General features: G+C 69.6%; 12 protein-coding genes, 1 tRNA gene and 2 pseudogenes. 7 read left to right on the forward strand and 8 right to left on the reverse strand.

What is annotated here, in order from left to right:
- Positions 1 to 87 precede the first annotated feature (87 nt).
- The 3 genes from P3T34_RS01510 to P3T34_RS01520 all read right to left on the reverse strand — a co-directional run bounded on the left by P3T34_RS01510 (position 88) and on the right by P3T34_RS01520 (position 2,433).
- The gene (locus P3T34_RS01510) at positions 88 to 1,362 is read right to left on the reverse strand and encodes a glycosyltransferase (protein WP_280664123.1); all 1,275 of its coding nucleotides are present in this window, start codon (positions 1,360 to 1,362) and stop codon (positions 88 to 90) included.
- Positions 1,359 to 2,003, reverse strand: a complete 645-nt coding sequence (locus P3T34_RS01515; RefSeq protein WP_280664124.1) for a tetratricopeptide repeat protein — start codon at positions 2,001 to 2,003, stop codon at positions 1,359 to 1,361. Before P3T34_RS01515 ends, P3T34_RS01510 begins: the two co-directional genes overlap by 4 nt.
- A 190-nt stretch (positions 2,004 to 2,193) precedes the next feature.
- Positions 2,194 to 2,433 (reverse strand): hypothetical protein, encoded by a 240-nt coding sequence (locus P3T34_RS01520; protein WP_280664125.1) that lies wholly within the window; start codon positions 2,431 to 2,433, stop codon positions 2,194 to 2,196.
- Positions 2,434 to 2,460: 27 nt separating this feature from the next.
- On the opposite strand from P3T34_RS01520, the gene P3T34_RS01525 reads away from it, so the two are divergent.
- The gene (locus tag P3T34_RS01525; protein WP_280664126.1) at positions 2,461 to 6,459 is read left to right on the forward strand and encodes a hypothetical protein; all 3,999 of its coding nucleotides are present in this window, start codon (positions 2,461 to 2,463) and stop codon (positions 6,457 to 6,459) included.
- A 637-nt stretch (positions 6,460 to 7,096) separates the two neighbouring features.
- On the opposite strand, the gene P3T34_RS01530 is transcribed toward P3T34_RS01525, so the two are convergent.
- Positions 7,097 to 8,605, reverse strand: coding sequence for an ice-binding family protein (locus P3T34_RS01530; RefSeq protein ID WP_280664127.1), 1,509 nt, complete (start codon positions 8,603 to 8,605; stop codon positions 7,097 to 7,099).
- A gap of 534 nt (positions 8,606 to 9,139) precedes the next feature.
- Entirely contained in the window at positions 9,140 to 9,457 is a 318-nt protein-coding gene (locus P3T34_RS01535) for an EF-hand domain-containing protein (RefSeq protein ID WP_280664128.1), read from the reverse strand.
- Positions 9,458 to 9,787: 330 nt separating this feature from the next.
- On the opposite strand from P3T34_RS01535, the pseudogene P3T34_RS01540 reads away from it, so the two are divergent.
- From P3T34_RS01540 to P3T34_RS01555, 4 genes and pseudogenes are all read left to right on the forward strand, one after another.
- Positions 9,788 to 10,794 (forward strand): annotated as a pseudogene (locus P3T34_RS01540) (IS5 family transposase).
- A 62-nt stretch (positions 10,795 to 10,856) separates the two neighbouring features.
- Positions 10,857 to 11,075, forward strand: coding sequence for a hypothetical protein (locus P3T34_RS01545; RefSeq protein WP_280664129.1), 219 nt, complete (start codon positions 10,857 to 10,859; stop codon positions 11,073 to 11,075).
- Positions 11,076 to 11,199: 124 nt separating this feature from the next.
- Positions 11,200 to 11,376, forward strand: coding sequence for a hypothetical protein (locus tag P3T34_RS01550; RefSeq protein WP_280664130.1), 177 nt, complete (start codon positions 11,200 to 11,202; stop codon positions 11,374 to 11,376).
- A gap of 172 nt (positions 11,377 to 11,548) precedes the next feature.
- Complete coding sequence (locus tag P3T34_RS01555; RefSeq protein WP_348534606.1) at positions 11,549 to 12,016, forward strand: adenosine-specific kinase; 468 nt, start codon at positions 11,549 to 11,551, stop codon at positions 12,014 to 12,016.
- A gap of 114 nt (positions 12,017 to 12,130) precedes the next feature.
- On the opposite strand, the gene P3T34_RS01560 is transcribed toward P3T34_RS01555, so the two are convergent.
- Together P3T34_RS01560 and P3T34_RS01565 are read right to left on the reverse strand one after the other, a co-directional pair.
- Positions 12,131 to 12,222, reverse strand: a tRNA-Gln gene (locus tag P3T34_RS01560).
- A gap of 275 nt (positions 12,223 to 12,497) precedes the next feature.
- Positions 12,498 to 12,878 (reverse strand): annotated as a pseudogene (locus P3T34_RS01565) (transposase family protein); the annotation flags it as partial.
- Between the two features lie 302 nt (positions 12,879 to 13,180).
- Between P3T34_RS01565 and P3T34_RS01570 the strand changes: the two are divergent.
- Positions 13,181 to 13,912: an NAD(P)-dependent oxidoreductase gene (locus P3T34_RS01570; protein ID WP_280664132.1), complete on the forward strand. Its 732-nt coding sequence runs from the start codon at positions 13,181 to 13,183 to the stop codon at positions 13,910 to 13,912.
- A gap of 104 nt (positions 13,913 to 14,016) precedes the next feature.
- A complete protein-coding gene (locus tag P3T34_RS01575) occupies positions 14,017 to 15,402 on the forward strand; it encodes a glycosyltransferase family 2 protein (protein WP_280664133.1) in 1,386 nt (461 codons plus the stop codon).
- Between the two features lie 53 nt (positions 15,403 to 15,455).
- Here the strand turns inward: P3T34_RS01575 and P3T34_RS01580 are convergent, their stop codons facing one another.
- Positions 15,456 to 16,331, reverse strand: coding sequence for a hypothetical protein (locus tag P3T34_RS01580; protein ID WP_280664134.1), 876 nt, complete (start codon positions 16,329 to 16,331; stop codon positions 15,456 to 15,458).
- Between the last annotated feature and the right edge of the window lie 21 nt (positions 16,332 to 16,352).

The following is a 16,352-nucleotide window of genomic DNA, read 5'->3' on the forward strand; positions in this document are numbered from 1 at the left end:
CACTGCGGTCAGGGTGGCTACGAGGCCTGCGCCTGAGCATCGAGCTGCACCTTGGTCGGGAGATACACCGGTCGCGTACAGACCCCATCACACCAGCAGGAGACCACCACACCGTTCCGCGCCGTCCTTCATCGCGATCAGGTTGGCCTGCACGTAGGAGATGTTGTTCCTGGAATGCCAGTCGGTCGGGTAGTAGGTGACCAGCCGTGAGCTCTGGAACCGGGCCTGGATCTCCGGCACGAAGGCACGGTACTGGTTGTCGGTGTAGTACCAGAACGAGTTCTCGTTGTAGTAGGCGACATGTGTCGGGTCCTGGTACGCGCCACGGCCGTCCGAGCTGGGCGTCAGGGTGAGGAGCATGCCGCCCGGTGCCAGCAGGCGGTACAGCTCGTTGATCAGTGGAACCTTCGCGGGCACGTGCTCCAGGAAGTCCACCGCGCGGAGCAGGCCGACCGAGTCGTCCGGGAGGTCCAGTTTCCCGGGCAGTGTCGCGACGATGTCGACGCCTTCCCCGGGGTACTGGTCCACTCCCAGGTAACCGGGCGGCTTGCGATGGGCGGCGCCGAGGTCCAGCGCGAGCAGTCCGCGCCGCTTGGTCCAGGCGAGCGCGTTGGCCTCGACGTACTTGTCGTACAGCGCCACGGTCTCGCGCTGGATGTGCGAGTTGATCTCCGTGTCGCGCTGGGTGTTGTCGGGGTGCATCCGCTGGAGGTAGAGGCAGCGGGGGATCCGGTGGAAGTCGCCCACCTGGAACAGGCGGCACATCAGGTCCTGGTCGTCCAGTACCGTGCGCGAAGCGTCGTACCCGCCGACCTGGTGGTAGACGCCCCTGCGGAACGCGCGCACATGGTTGGGGGCGTACCAGATGTACGAGACGTTGTGCGGCGTCGGCGCCATGGAGACGGCCTGCAGAAGCCGTCGGCCGTCGACATCCACCTCCTCGTACTGCCAACCGTTCGCCTCGTTGAACCGCGTGTCGTCCCGGCCGCCGTCCTCAGTGATCTGAGCGGTGTGGCTGTAGACGAAGACGACGTCGGGAAGCTCGTCGAAGGCCCGCGCCAGTTCCGCCAGGCAGTCCTTCGCCAGCAGGTCGTCATGGTCGAGCTCCACGAGGATCTCCCCGCGAGCCAGTTCGCAAGCGCGCCGCTTGGCCGCACCAACTCCCCGGATGTCGTCCGCGATCTCCACCCTGACACGGTCGTCGGGGTGTTCCGGACGCCATCGCGCTCCGCTGTTGAGGAGCACGATCCACTCCCAGTCGGAGTGCGTCTGCGCCTGCAGGGTCGCGAGGCAGTCATCCAGGAAGCGCGGCCGGTGGCTGGGGGTGAACACGGAGAACTTCGGCGTGCAGGGAGACGTCATCTGCTGGTACCTGCCTGAGGGACTGTCGGTTGCGGTGTCGGTACTGCGCTCGCGGCATCTCGGAAGCGTTCCGGCACGAGCGGTTGGAGCGACGGGTCGGCGCGGACGGCGCGACCGAAGGCGTCCTTGGCCTCGCTGTCGCTGCCCTTCTTCGCCAGGGCCTGCCCAAGGTGCAAGTAGGCCGTGGACGCCTTCGGGTTGGCACTCACGATGTGCTGCAGGATCGCGATCGCCTGATCGGTGTCATTCGATCCGAGCAGGATCGCCTTGTTGTAAAGGGCCGACTCGAAATCCGGATCGATCTTCAGAGCATCGTCGTAAGCCGAGAGGGCCTCGGCCGTCCTGTTGTCGTTCTGGGCGATGACGCCGAGGTTGTACCAGGCGAGTTTGTTGGCAGGATCCAGCTTCAGAACCTGCCTGAAGCTTTTCGTGGCCCCGACGAAATCGTGGCTTTCCCCTTGCCTGATACCTGCTTGGAGCACCGCCCCCGCCTCGGATGCGGTTGTGGCCGTGGACACCGTGGGCGCCGACACGGGTTTGGCCGTGGGGTGCTCTCTGGACAGCTCGACCCAACCGGCCGCCATATTGGCGACTACGACCGTCGCGGCGAGTCCCGTCCACAACCGCACTCGTTTTTTCACTGCGCTTACCTCTTGGATCTGGTGAGAGCGAAGGGGACGGCCGCCAACAGGAGGCGAGAACGTAGAGCCAAACGGACGCTATCGCTCAAGGAGCGGACTCTGTGGCACCGGCGCGCCGTAGCCGCGGGCAGTCGGCTCGCGGCTACGGCGCCACGGGCACGGCGCGTACACCGCGACAAGCCAGCGGCCCTCATGCCCTGCAGATTGCGTAAACCACGGTGTTGACGCCTACGCCAACGCCCCCTCCGATTTCTGCCTGAAAGCCGGTGGGAGGCGAACCGATTGGATAGACAGCACCTTGGATGGCGAAATGCAGTCCGGTTAGTGGGTTGAGGTTATAAGCGCCGCCACCGGTGGCAAATTTGCCGGCGGGACAGAAGACGGTGTTGAGATTCGTTCCGCTTTGAGGGCCAACAAGTGTGCTGCTCACGACGACGCTCTGCGTCCCAACGTCCCCTTGAGCACCCTGGAAGCCCTGGGGGCCTTCTGCGCCGGTGCCGCCCTGGAAGCCCTGGGTGCCCTGGGTGCCTTGGGCGCCTTGGGCGCCGGTGCCACCCTGGAAGCCCTGGTTGCCCTGGGCGCCGGTACCGCCCTGAGTGCCTTGAGTCCCCGGGTTGCCCTGATTCCCCTGGGCGCCTGTGCCGCCCTGGTTGCCCTGCACGCCTTGCGCGCCGGTGCCGCCCTGGAAGCCCTGGAGGCCCTGAGTGCCCTGCGTGCCCTGGTTGCCTTGGCTGCCTTGGGCGCCCGCACCACCCTGGAAGCCCTGGCTTCCCTGGTTTCCTTGGCTGCCCTGCGTGCCGGCGCCGCCCTGGAGGCCCTGCGCACCCTGAGCACCGGTACCGCCCTGGAAACCCTGGACACCGGTGTTGCCTTGGGCTCCCTGGGCGCCCGTGCCACCCTGTGCGCCGGTACCGCCCTGGATGCCCTGGGCGCCCGTGCCACCCTGAGTCCCCTGGACACCCTGCGTCCCCTGCGCGCCGGTACCGCCCTGCGCGCCCGTGCCGCCCTGAGGGCCAGGTCCACCCTGGTTGCCTTGGCTGCCGGTGCTCCCCTGGAAGCCCTGGACACCCTGCGTCCCCTGGAACCCCTGGACACCCTGAGCACCCGTGCCGCCCTGGGTGCCCTGAGCCCCGGGGCCACCCTGATTGCCCTGCGTGCCCTGAGTGCCGGTGCTGCCCTGGGTGCCCTGGGTGCCCTGGGCACCCGTGCCGCCTTGGAGGCCCTGCGCTCCTTGAGCCCCGGTGCCCCCTTGGAAGCCCTGGTTGCCCTGGGTGCCGATGCTGCCTTGCGCGCCGGTGCCACCCTGCGTGCCCTGTGCACCTTGGGTGCCGGTACCGCCCTGGAAGCCTTGGGCACCCTGCGTGCCGGTACCGCCCTGGAAACCTTGGGCACCCTGCGTGCCGGTACCGCCCTGGAATCCCTGCGTGCCCTGAGTGCCCTGGCTTCCCTGGGCACCGGTGCCACCTTGGCTCCCTTGGCTCCCCTGGCTGCCCTGGACGCCCGTGCCGCCCTGGAAACCCTGGACACCCTGAGCACCCGTGCCGCCCTGGACACCCTGCGTTCCCTGAGCGCCAGTGCCGCCCTGGACACCCTGCGTTCCCTGAGCGCCAGTGCCGCCCTGGGTGCCCTGGCTGCCGGTGCTCCCTTGGAAGCCCTGGACACCCTGCGTCCCCTGGGCGCCGGTACCGCCCTGCGCCCCCGCGCCGCCCTGGGTGCCCTGAGCCCCGGAGCCACCCTGATTGCCCTGGGTTCCCTGAGCGCCAGTGCTGCCCTGGTTGCCCTGGTTGCCCTGCGCGCCCGTGCCGCCCTGGAACCCCTGGACACCCTGAGCACCCGTGCCGCCCTGGAACCCCTGAACACCTTGAGAGCCCTGAGTACCCTGCGTCCCCGTGCTGCCCTGGGCCCCGGCGTTGCCCTGGAAGCCCTGGATGCCCTGGGTTCCCTGGCTGCCCTGCGAGCCGGCGCCACCCTGGAAGCCCTGCGTGCCCTGCGTGCCCTGAGCGCCCGTCCCGCCCTGGAAGCCCTGGGCGCCGGTGTCTCCTTGGATGCCCTGCGCACCAGCGCCGCCCTGTGCGCCCTGCACGCCCTGCGTACCGGTGCTGCCCTGGGCGCCGGTGCCGCCCCCGACACCCTGGCTACCCTGGCTTCCCTGAGCGCCCTGCGTACCGGTGCTGCCCTGGATCCCCTGGGCGCCGGTGCTGCCTTGGAAGCCCTGGGTGCCCTGGTCACCCTGGCTGCCCTGAGCACCCGTGCCACCCTGGCTGCCGGTGCTGCCCTGTGCGCCCTGCGCGCCCTGCGCTCCGGTGGTGCCCTGGAAGCCCTGGATGCCTTGAGTGCCCTGGTCACCCTGACTGCCCTGAGCACCGGTGCCGCCCTGAGTGCCTTGGCTCCCGGTACCACCTTGGGCGCCTTGGAAGCCTTGGCTGCCCTGAGCGCCGGTGCCGCCTTGCGTGCCCTGAGCGCCCTGAGTCCCGGTGTCGCCTTGGTTCCCTTGCGCGCCCTGGGTTCCGGTGCCGCCCTGGAAGCCTTGAGAACCTTGCGCGCCCTGGTCGCCCTGGCTGCCCTGCGCACCCGTGCCACCCTGGCTGCCCTGCGCCCCGGTGCCACCCTGAACCCCCTGGACACCGGCGTTGCCCTGGCTACCCTGCGCACCGGTGTCGCCCTGAGCGCCCTGCGCACCCGCGCTGCCCTGAGAACCCTGCGCACCCGTGCCACCCTGGCAGCCCACACACGTACCCGAAGGACCCTGAGCACCCTGCGCACCGGTGCTGCCCTGAAAGCCCTGCACACCGTTGCCGCCCTGCGCACCCTGAGCACCGGTCACACCCTGGACACCCTGACCACCCGCGCCACCCTGGAACCCCTGGCTCCCATCACCACCCTGAACACCCTGACTGCCCTGGACCCCCTGGGCACCGGTGTCGCCCTGGCTGCCCTGCGTGCCGGTGCCACCCTGGAAGCCCTGGAAGCCCTGGTCGCCCTGGCTCCCCTGCGCACCCGCACCACCCTGGAAACCCTGGCCGCCGGTACCACCCTGCGCGCCCTGAGCCCCCGCACCACCCTGACTCCCCTGCGCACCCGCCACACCCTGGAAACCCTGCGAACCGATGTCACCCTGGCTGCCCTGGCTGCCGGTGCCGCCCTGGTCGCCTTGGTTCCCCTGTGTACCGGTACTGCCCTGGAAGCCCTGCGAGCCCTGGTCGCCCTGGCTCCCCTGCGCGCCCGCACCACCCTGGAAACCCTGCGCGCCGGTACCGCCTTGGAAGCCCTGCGTACCGTTGCTGCCTTGGGCTCCCTGGGCGCCGGCGCCGCCCTGGTTGCCCTGGGTGCCCTGGGCGCCGGCGCCGCCCTGGAGGCCCTGCGAGCCCTGGTCGCCCTGGCTCCCCTGCGCACCGGCACCACCCTGGAAACCCTGCGCGCCGGTGTCGCCCTGCGTACCCTGGCTGCCCTGCGCGCCGGCACCGCCCTGGGCACCGTTCCCACCCTGACTGCCCTGCGCGCCGGCACCACCCGGGGCGCCCTGCACCCCGGGGCCGCCCTGGGAGCCCTGGGTGCCCTGGGTGCCCGGCCCGCCCTGGGCTCCGGTACTGCCCTGGGTGCCCTGGACTCCGGCCCCACCTTGGCTGCCCTGGCTGCCGGTGCCGCCCTGGTTTCCCTGCGTACCTTGGGTTCCGGTAGCGCCCTGAGACCCTTGGGCACCGATGTCGCCCTGATTGCCCTGTACGCCGGCGTCGCCCTGGCTGCCCTGCGCGCCGGGTCCGCCCAGCGAGCCCTGCGTGCCCTGCATGCCCTGGGTGCCTTGGCTGCCCTGCGTCCCCTGGCTGCCTTCGTTGCCCTGCGCCCCCATGCCGCCCTGAATGCCCTGCGCACCCTGGGCACCCGCACCGCCCTGAAAGCCCTGCGCACCCTGGGCGCCCACACCGCCCTGAAAACCCTGGGTGCCCGTACCGCCCTGAAAGCCCTGCGTGCCCTGGGTGCCCGTACCGCCCTGAAAGCCCTGCGTGCCCTGGGCGCCCGTACCGCCCTGACTGCCCTGGTCTCCCTGGTCTCCCTGTGGTCCTTGGGAACCATGGTGCCCGTGGTGCCCATGAGATTCGCCGCCGTCACCAGGATCCTCGGCCCCGCCCCCGTCCCCACGGGATCCACCGCCCTCATCGCCGGGATCCTCGCCGCCGTTGAGCACTGCTCGTGTGCGAGGGGTGAAGGCGGCGCTCAGGGCGCCATTCGGGCCGGGCACCGAGTGAAGGTAACCAACGACGGACTTCTCGATCACGCCGGCGTCGGCCGCCGACGGCGAGGACAGGCTGATGGCCAGGGCGAGAGCGCCCATTGCCGAGAGCATCGTGGCTGTCTTAACCCACGACCTGCGAAGGGACTTACGGTTCATTCTCGAGCCTCCGGAAGAACTGAAAGCAAACACGCAGAAGTGCACCAGCCAGGGGGTGCCGAGGGATGAAACCGCACCGTTCGTCAGGCGGTGTAAGTATGTGCTCAAACGTTTGTATCTATACCGGATTCGCCCTTGTGCCTCCGCTTTTTTCACCCCAACAGCCACAACGTCGCGGGTCCGCGCGACCTCACCGCCCCGAGGGCCCGTGGCGGCTCAAGCCGATTCAGGCGCGACTCGGTTAGCGTAAGGTGATTCGCATACGGAGTGCCTCTGCACTTCTCGGCCGCGCACGATCCCATGACGGCCGATCAGCTGTCTGGGGAAGCCGGCGTGACTTCGAGACTCCAGTTTCGCCACCGGCTGCGGAGTCAGAACCACACCTCACAGTTCCCAAGTGCCCGTGAGGTGGCCGCCTGCGCCAGGCCACCGGGCACCGACCCTCCCGCCGCACAGGCAACGCCCCCGATCGCCTCGCCACCGCCCGCCGGCACCTCCTCAGGCGCCGGCGAAGCGGGATCGCGCCCGGCTCCGCGGCTGCGATCGGCGTGCGATCGGTCCGGCAGAACGTGCCTCTTGCCGGACCGACGCGACACTCGAAGCAAGCCTCATTGCCCCAGCTCAGACGGCACTCCCGCGCGCACAGCTCCCGACGTGGGTCCGCTGACCGCGCCTGTGGCACTGCGCCACCGGACAGCGACCTGTCCTACGAGGAGGCGACTCCGGTCGGGAAGAAGCCGACCGTGACGGTGGCGGTGACGGCGTTGGCGGTGGTGTCGATCACCGACACCGTGCCGTCCCATTCGTTGGTGACGTAGGCGTGCGTCCCGTCCGGGGTGACGGCGACTCCGAACGGACCGTTGCCGACGGTGACGGTAGCGGTGACGGCGTTGGTGGCGGTGCCGATCACCGACACCGTGCCGTCGAAGAGGTCGGTGACGTAGGCGTGCGTCCCGTCCGGGGTGACGGCGACTCCTTCCGGGCTGTTGCCGACGGTGACAGTGGCGGTGACGGCGTTGGTGGCGGTGCCGATCACCGACACCGTGCCATCCCCGCTGTTGGCGACGTAGGCGTGCGTCCCGTCGGGGCTGACGGCGACTCCTTCCGGGCTGTTGCCGACGGTGACGGTGGCGGTGACGGCGTTGGCGGCGGTGCCGATCACCGACACCGTGCCATCCCATTCGTTGGTGACGTAGGCGTGCGTCCCGTCCGGGGTGACGGCGACTTCCTGCGGGGTGTTGCCGACGGCGACGGTGGCGGTGACCGCGTTGGCGGCCGTGTCGATCACCGACACCGTGCCGTCCCATTCGTTGGTGACGTAGGCGTGCGTCCCGTCCGGGGTGACGGCGACTCCGAACGGGCTGTCGCCGACGGTGACGGTGGCGGTGACGGCGTTGGTGGCCGTGTCGATCACCGACACCGTGCCATCCCATTCGTTGGTGACGTAGGCGTGCGTCCCGTCGGGGCTGACAGCGACTCCTTGCGGACCGTTGCCGACGGTGACGGTGGCGGTGACGGCGTTGGCGGTGGTGTCGATCACCGACACCGTGCCGTCAAAGAGGTTGGTGACGTAGGCGTTGTGCGCCGATGCGGCACAAGCCGGGCGGGTGATCGTGTCAGTGTCCAGTGAGACCTCGGCGGTGCGGGCCAGCGTCCGACCGTCCACCGTCACGCCCGTCGTGACGGTGATCGATGCCTGCGCCAGGACGCTTCCCCGCATCGTGGAACTGGTTCCAAGAGTCGCGGAGCTGCCAACCTGCCAGAAGACGTTGCAGGCCTGCGCACCGTTGACGAGTTCCACACTGCTCGCCGATGCCGTGATCAGCGTGGACGCGGCCTTGAAGATGAACACGGCGTTCGGGTCGCCCTGGGCGTCCAGCGTCAGCGTTCCGGTGATCCCGAACGTGCCCGCCGGGGAGTCGTACACGCCGGGGGTCTTGGTGGTACCGCCGAGCTCCGTGGGAACGGTGGCGGTGGTCGGGCGCGCCGCGGCGTCGTTGTAGGCGGCCGTCAGGTCGTTCTGAGCCTGCAACGCGGCAGCGTCGGCGACGTGTTGGGTGCCGTTCACCTGCCCGGGAGGAAACCCGGTCACCGAAGTGCCCGGGCTCAGCCCGAGGTCGCCGTTGATCACGGTGGCGCCGGTATTGGTGACGGTCGACGCGGCGAGGACCGCGAAGCCAGCGGCGGTACGCAGTGAGACGGGCGGCGTGACCACCCTCGCACTCGCACTTGCACTCGCGCTCGCGCTCAGGGGTCCGACCACACCGATCAGGACGCTGGTCACGCAGGTGAGAACCAACGACGCCGACCGGGATCGACCAGCGATCCTGCGGACGACGCCTGTGATGCCTCGTGTCGTCATGGGCTTCCTTATCGTGCAGACTTACATCAGCGGTGATCCTTTCGCCGATCACGGTCGCATACGAACAACATCAATCCCGCAACGCTCGCAGATACTGGGTGAACTGATTGTCATTCACCCGTCCGGACGCGCCGGAAACGATTTCGACGATGAAACGATGAGTGGATCACTGCCCACTCGGGAGCGCGTCGTACCCCAGGCAGGCGGCGTACGAAGGCAGCAGCCCCCTTTCCAGTGCCTCGGCCAGCGACGAGTGTGGTACGCACCGAACCCGCCCGCCACCCCGGCGACCACCACCTCGCCGCAATCCGACCAGCCCGCTGAACCGCCCTCGCCGTGCACTTGCTGCCTGGGGCCGAGCCGGTTCGGTGCCCCGGGCATGGGCGGTCAGTACAGGGCGTCGCCCATGGCGGAGTCGTCGCCCGTGACGTATGCGCGGATCGACGCCAGGTACTCCTGGCGGCTGACGCGTCCGTCGCCGTCGTTGTCCAGTGCGTCGAAAGCCGCGTCGGCATTGTCGGCCCGGTTGCCCAGTGCCTGGCGCAGCGTGGTGAAGTGCGTTCGGTCCAGGGTTCCGTCCTGGTCGGCGTCGGCGAGGTCGAACAGGGCGCCCAGGGCGTACTGCCAGATGTTGTCGAACTTCTCGGCGTCCAGCCAGGCGATGTACTCCTGGTAGGTGATCACGCCATCGCCGTTGGCGTCCATCGCGGCCCAGGCGCGTTCGCCCGTGGTGCGTGCGGTGATCGTCGTCGCCGCGTCCGGTGGCTTGCCGAGCCCGTTCGATGCGGACGAAGTAGTCGTGGCGGGAGGCGACTCCGTCTCCGTCGGTGTCCAGCATGGCGTAGATGCGGGCCTTCGCGGTGGTGGGGTCGGCCGGGGCCGTGTGTGGCTTGGTCGAAGGTAGCGGCATTGGCGGGTCTTCCTCCCGTGCGGGGTGGGTACTGGTCGGGGCTGCGGTTAGGGCCTGTTCTGAGTTCAGATCACGGTTTGGTGGTTCGCCGACGCCGGACGGTCTCGGCCCGGTAGAACGGCGGTGTGACGCGTGGTGATCTGAGCGATGCCGAATGGGAGTTGATGGAGCCGCTCCTGCCGCTGGGCGAGCGTGGGCCGATCCCCGACCTGCGCCGACAGCTCGATGCGGTGATGTGGAGGTTTCGGACCGGGAGTCCATGGCGGGACGTCCCTGAGCGCTACGGATCCTGGTCGACCGTCTACGGCCGGTTCCAGATCTGGGCGACCACGGGGACCTTCCAGGCGCTGATGGAGGGGATGATCGCCGAGGCCGCAGCCCGTGGACAGGTCGATCTCAGCCTGGTCAGCGTGGACTCCACGGTCGCCCGCGCGCACCACCACGCGGCCGGGATGGTCGTCGACCCGGAGTTGCTGCAGGATCTGGAGAAGGCCGCCACGAAGGAAAAGGGGCTCCACAAAAGGGGCAAACCGATCCAGTAGTGGCGGCGCCCGGCCCGGCCGGCGAGACGGACGACGCGACTCGCGAGGAACGCCGCCGTGTCCGCCGTCGCCGCAAGGCCCGGCTCCGCGCGGCCGAGCTGGGACGCTCGCGCGGCGGGCTGACCACCAAGACCCACCTCGCGGCCGAACGCCAATGTCGGCCGCTGTCCTTCGTGCTCACGCCTGGGCAGGCCGCCGACAGCCCCCGCTTCATCCCGGTCATCGAGCGGATCAAGGTCCGCGTTCCGGTGGGCCGGCCCCGCACCCGCCCGGACGCGATCGCTGGCGACAAGGCGTACTCCTCCCGCGCCAACCGCGCCTACCTGCGCCGACGCCGGATCAAGGCCGTCATCCCGGAGAAGGTCGACCAGGCCGCCAACCGCAGGAAGAAGGGCTCGCGCGGCGGCCGTCCCGTCACGCACGACGCCGACCTCTACAAGGACCGCAACACCGTCGAGCGCTGTATCAACAAGATCAAGGAGTGGCGCGGTCTGGCCACCCGCTATGACAAGACCCCCGACAGCTACCTCGCCGGACTCCACCTACGCGGCGCCGTCATCTGGCTCCGCAGCCTACGGCCCGCCACATGATCTGAACTCAGAACAGGCCCTAGGCCGTGCCGAGCGACGTGTGCGGTGACCGGCCTTTGTTCGTGACCGTCACCCCGACCCGCGGCCCGCACTCGCACACTGATGTCTCGCTGTGGCACGTGCTGGCCGGCGACGCGGGCAGGTTGCCTGCGTTCGACGAGCGGGAGTACCGCTCGATGCGATGGCTGACGCTCGACGAGGTGCTCGACGAGCCGATCGAGGCCATGGACCCTCACATGCACCGCTTCACCCACAAGCTGCTGGCGGCCCTGCACACGTAGCCTGCCCCCGTCGGCTGGCAGCGTCCGGCCGACACGACGGCCGCTGTCCCGGCCGTGGCGTCATTCCCGCCAGGGCCCGCTGGCGGGCAGAACTGACCGTCCTGGCGACCGAGAAGCGGTCGGCGTGAAGACCGACTCCGTCAACCTCGGCCCGACCTTCACCGACGACTTCGCCGTCGCGGCCAACAAGTCCGAGGGCTTGACCACCACGACGACCCCGGCCGACACCAACGGCTGCGACCCACCCCACCCCGACGAGGCCGCTTGGCCTTGGGCTGGATCGCTCGCCTCCGGTCCGTGATCGGTGGCGAGCCCGTGCCACGTCTTCCCGGCTGACTTGGCGCCGCTCCGCCTGCGTGCCGTCCGGCCGTCGGCCGCGGGCGGTGGTCATGATCGGGACGACGTGCATCGTCCGATGCCGCGCGAGAACGGGAGGTTTCCTGGTGGCCGCTGCCGGATTGTCCTTCGATGTGGTGAGTATCGAGAAACCGGATGACGCGAATGTGATCATCGGTCAGTCGCACTTCATCAAGACCGTCGAGGACCTGCACGAGGCAATGATCGGAGTCGGCTCGCACCTGCGCTTCGGCCTCGCCTTCTGCGAGGCTTCCGGTGCCTGCCTGGTCCGACGATCCGGCAACGACGAGGAGCTGGAGGCGCTGGCCGTGCGCAATGCGCAGGCGATCGGGGCCGGCCACTCCTTCGTGATCCTGCTGCGCGAGGGCTACCCGGTCAACGTCCTGAACGCTGTGAAGCTCGTGCCCGAGCTGTGCGGCATCTTCTGCGCGACCGCCAACCCGCTCGATGTCCTGGTCGCCGTCACCGAGCGGGGCCGCGGCGTGATCGGCGTGATCGACGGCGTCCCACCGGTCGGAGTCGAGACCGACGCCGACGTCGCGGACCGGCACAGCCTGCTGCGCCGGATCGGCTACAAGCTCTGAACAGGCCGAGAGCTCTCGGCGCCTGGCCCGTGCTCGATCTGCTCCAGCAACCCCGCCGACTCCGACTGATCCGCCGACCCTGCCGATCCTGCCGTACGGCGCGATCCGGTTCGGCGGAGAAGGCAGGATTCGAACCTGCGTGGGCCTCAAGGACCCGACCGGGACCAGAGTCCCGGCCCCCGATCAACCACTCCGGGCACCTCTCCCCGGGACCGATCCGCCGCCTTCACCACGGTCCGCCCTCGTAGCCATAACTATCCAGCCCAGCCCTGACAACCACCTGACTCGCTGCTGACCCAGCCCGCCGGTGGGCTCAGCCGGCTGCCCCACGGACGGGTACCGGCCCCGCCGCCCTCGCCATGATCCGACCAGGTCCTGCTCCACGCCGCCCAGCAAGACCCCGACCGTCTCTTGGCCCTCCTCGTCTCGGCGCAGGACCACCTGGACCTACGACACCGCGGTGCGCAGCGGCGGGTCTATCCAAGGGCACGGCCAGGACGCGGGCGAGCCTGGCGGGCGCCCTGCCGCACAACTCCTTGACCACTGCCGAGACCCGCCCGGCCAGGCGAGTGGTGCGGCGCTGGTGGCGCTCCAGCAGCCCGGGGATCTGCTCGCGGAAGGTGTGCCGACGGCAGCCCAGGACCGGGCAGACCAGGCGCCGCACCTTCACCGGGATCACCACCTGGCGGCCGTCCGCCGGGACATCCGCCACCGTCCGGCGGTGATACCCGTGCACCTTGCCCGTCGGCAGCCCGCACACCGGGGAGGACACCCGAACATCCCGAGTCCGGGCCACGACCCGGACCACCTCACCGCCATCCGCCACATCCTTGACGACCAGCGCCGACAACCCCGAAACCACCATTCCCACAAGGACGTTGACGTCAAGCACGCCCCATGATCGCAGGCAGAGACGCAGCGTCACCACCGACTACGGAACAGAGCCGAATTCCTGATACTCCCCTCGGGAGAGGCACCCTTTCCCATGTGTTCAGGCGAGGTATCCATCCGGTCAGCGCGGCAGCGCCGGGGTGTCACTCGAACGGACCGCGGGCTGTGGAGAGGCCGTCGTGCCGGGCCGTCAGTGCCCGTGGCGCTACTCACGGGTCGGCACCGGACCGCAGAACCTCGACCGTCGGATCGACGTGCTGCTAGCTTCGTCGGATGCGGGTTCTAGTGGTTGGTGGGTCGGGGTACGTTGCTGGTCTTGTGTTGCCGGCTCTGGCGGAGCGGTACGAGGTCCGGGTGCTCGACCCACGTCCGCCGATCGGTGATCACGATCACGATCACGTTGTGGGTACGGCGAATGATCCGGTGATGCTGGCTCAGGCCATGCAGGGGGTCGACGTGGTGGTGCACGCGGCGATGGCCGGCGTGGGTGAGGGCGGTTTCACCGATGCGGCTCGTGCGTTCGACGTCAACGTGAGCTCGGTCCATCTGACCTTGCTCGCCGCGCATCAGGCCGGGGTCCGCCATGCCGTGCACATCAGCAGCCTGTCGGTCTATCAGGAACTTACGGACCGTCGGCTGGACGAGTCGGTGCCGGCCGATGCGACCGATCTCTACGGACTGACCAAACGGCTGGCCGAGCAGGTGTGCGCGGCGGCCGTAACGCAGTGGGGGATGTCGGTGACCGTGCTGCGTCTGGCGTGGCCTACCACGGAGGAAGCGTGGCCGGCCTGGGCCCTGCCCGGCGGCGAGCCGGTGGTGAACCGGTCGGCTGACGGCACGCTGATCGCGGCGACCGCAGCCGGCGACCTGTCGCGGGCGCTGCTGGCCGCACTGGAGTACCGGCAGGGTTTCGAGGTCTTCCACATCACCGGCGACGATTCGGGCCTGCACTGGAACCCGGCCAAGGCCCGCGACCGGCTGCAGTGGTGGCCGCTGCGCCGTTAGCCGGCGCAGCGGTCGAACGGTCCCGGTCCCGGTCCGGCGGGTGAACGCGGGCCGGGGCCGATGAAGCATCAGTTCTCGACGCCCGAAAGGCAGTGGTTTTCCGTATGGCCGCGCTGCACGACTCGCCGCGACCACCTCAGGTCGCGGGCGCCGTTCCCGTGCCGGAGGCGGCAGCGCCGGTGTTCCTCGATCCCACTGGGCGGCGGGCCCGGTGGATCCGCCGGGCAGCCGCCGTTCTCGTCCCGGTTCTGCTGCTGTTCGGCCTGGCCGTGCTGCCTGCGACCGGCTGGTCGGATCTGCTCGCGGGTGTGTGCGATGCGGCCTGGGCCATGCTCGTCGTCGTGGTGGTGCTGAGCTCTCTGCGCGTGGCCGTGATGGGCTGGATAGCGCTGGGGCATTCGCGGACTCGGTCCGTGGTCACCGGCGCGGGACGCGCTGAGCCCGTCACCGTGATCATTGCGGCCTACAACGAGGAGGCGGGGATCGCCGCGGCCATCCAGGCGGCGGCCGCGTCCCTGCATCCGGTCGACATCGTGGTGGTCGACGACGGTTCCACCGACCGGACCCGGGCAATCGTCGAGGAGGGGTTTCCCGACGTGCTGCTGATCCACCAGGCCAACCAGGGAAAGGCGACAGCGCTCAACGCGGGGCTGGCCGTGGCGCGCGCCGACCTGGTGGTGATGGTCGACGCCGACACGGTTCTGGCGCCCACCGCTGTCGGGGCACTGGTCGAGTCCTTCGCCGATCCGGGCGTCGCAGCGGTCTCCGGCCAGATCGGGGTCACCAACCGGACGGGGGTCGTGGCACGCTGGCAGCGGCTCGACTACGCGACGTTCAACTTCGAGCGCATCATGTTCGACCGCCTGGGCGGGATGCCCACGGTGCCTGGTGTCATCGGCGCCTTCCGTCGGACCGCGGTGCTCGCCGCGGGCGGTGTCGGCGAGCGGACGTTGGCCGAGGACACCGATCTGACCATGACCCTGCAGCGCCAGGGCTGGCGCATCGCCCACCAGCCGGCCGCCCACGCCTACACCGAGGTCCCCTTCACCCACCGTGATCTGGCTCGGCAGCGCTACCGCTGGTCCTATGGCACGCTGCAGGCGTTGTGGCGCCACCTCCGCTCCCCGCGCGACGCGGGCAACCGCCTGAACCGCATAGGCCTGCCCTACATGCTGGTGTTCCACCTGCTGCTGCCTCTGGCCACGCCCCTGGTCGACCTCGCCCTCGTGTTGACGGTCCTGCACGGCGATCTCGTGACGGCCGGCCTCTGCGTCGGCGTCTTCGCCGTACCGCTGGCCTACTCGTACCTGGCCCTGCGACTCTCCGACGAGCCGGCTGGCCTGATAGCGCCCCAGCCGGTGCTGCAATTCCTGTACGGGCACCTGGTGTTCGCGGTACTCGTCCGAGCGATCGCGGCTGCCGTGACCGGCGCCCCGGTGCGCTGGAACAGGGTCCAACGACAGGAAACGCCCGCCCCCGCGCCCGGCTGACGCTGTCGGATCGCCTCCCGCAGACGATCGGACGGCAGGACGGTCGGACGCGGTCACGGCGCGCGACGGACCGCCCGCACCAGCTCGAACACGTCGGGGCGCACCCGACGTGCTCGGATCTCCGCCTCCACGAACTCGGCACTGATGTCACCGCATTCCAGGGCGCTGCGCAGCAGCTCGAAGAAGAGGGACTCCTGGCGCTGGTCGGGATGGGGCCGGTGGACCCGAGGCTCGACGGCCGCGGCTCCGAGCGAGTGCAGCTCGTAGTCCAACGGCAGTCCGCTGCGCCATGGTTGGGTGCGGACATCGGTGTAGTGCAGGAGACGCGTCCGGTCGGTCAAGGTGTCGAGGTGGTTCCACTCCTCGGGCAGCCGGCCGATGGTTTCCGGCGCCTCGTCGGCGAGTCGCAGCCACTGGAGCATGTCGAGACGCCCGGCGCGGACCTCCTCGATCGCGGTGTCCCACCGCCAGTGCGACAGACGCCGGCAGTCGAGCAGCATGACCGAGGTGGACCATACCCGTGCGGGCACTCCCATCTCCCAGTCGTCGCGTTCGCGGCACCAGATCGCCTTTCCCGCCATGTCCTGCTGGAGCAGCACGGCCACATCACCGACGGCGACGATGTCGGGGTCGAGGACCAGGGCGGTCCCGCGATAGCCCATGATCTGTGGCACCAGCAGGCGCAGCGGGCTGAAGGTCCGACCGTTCCAGTTGATGAGCTCGCCGGCGTACCGGATCTGTCGGCCGTGGAGTCGGGTGTGCAGGCGCGGGGTTTCCTCCACCCGCAGCAACCGCACCTCGAACGCGTCGGCCTGCGCCGAGCGGAGTTTGAGCGAATGAGCGGCGACCCGCGCCGCCAGGAGCTGTTCGTCGTTGGTGTGCACGAAGACGACCGGCCTGGGAAGTGCACCGGTCTCGCTTGCCGGCATGCGCCGATCTCCTGTCCCACG

Source organism: Kitasatospora sp. MAP12-44 (genome assembly GCF_029892095.1).
GTDB lineage: Bacteria > Actinomycetota > Actinomycetes > Streptomycetales > Streptomycetaceae > Kitasatospora.

Coding starts and splice junctions, on each gene's coding strand:
- P3T34_RS01535 (WP_280664128.1), bottom strand. CDS start 9,457: ATGGACGCCAACGGCGATGGCGTGATCACCTACCAGGAGTACATCGCC.
- P3T34_RS01510 (WP_280664123.1), bottom strand. CDS start 1,362: ATGACGTCTCCCTGCACGCCGAAGTTCTCCGTGTTCACCCCCAGCCAC.
- P3T34_RS01570 (WP_280664132.1), top strand. CDS start 13,181: ATGCGGGTTCTAGTGGTTGGTGGGTCGGGGTACGTTGCTGGTCTTGTG.
- P3T34_RS01575 (WP_280664133.1), top strand. CDS start 14,017: ATGGCCGCGCTGCACGACTCGCCGCGACCACCTCAGGTCGCGGGCGCC.
- P3T34_RS01580 (WP_280664134.1), bottom strand. CDS start 16,331: ATGCCGGCAAGCGAGACCGGTGCACTTCCCAGGCCGGTCGTCTTCGTG.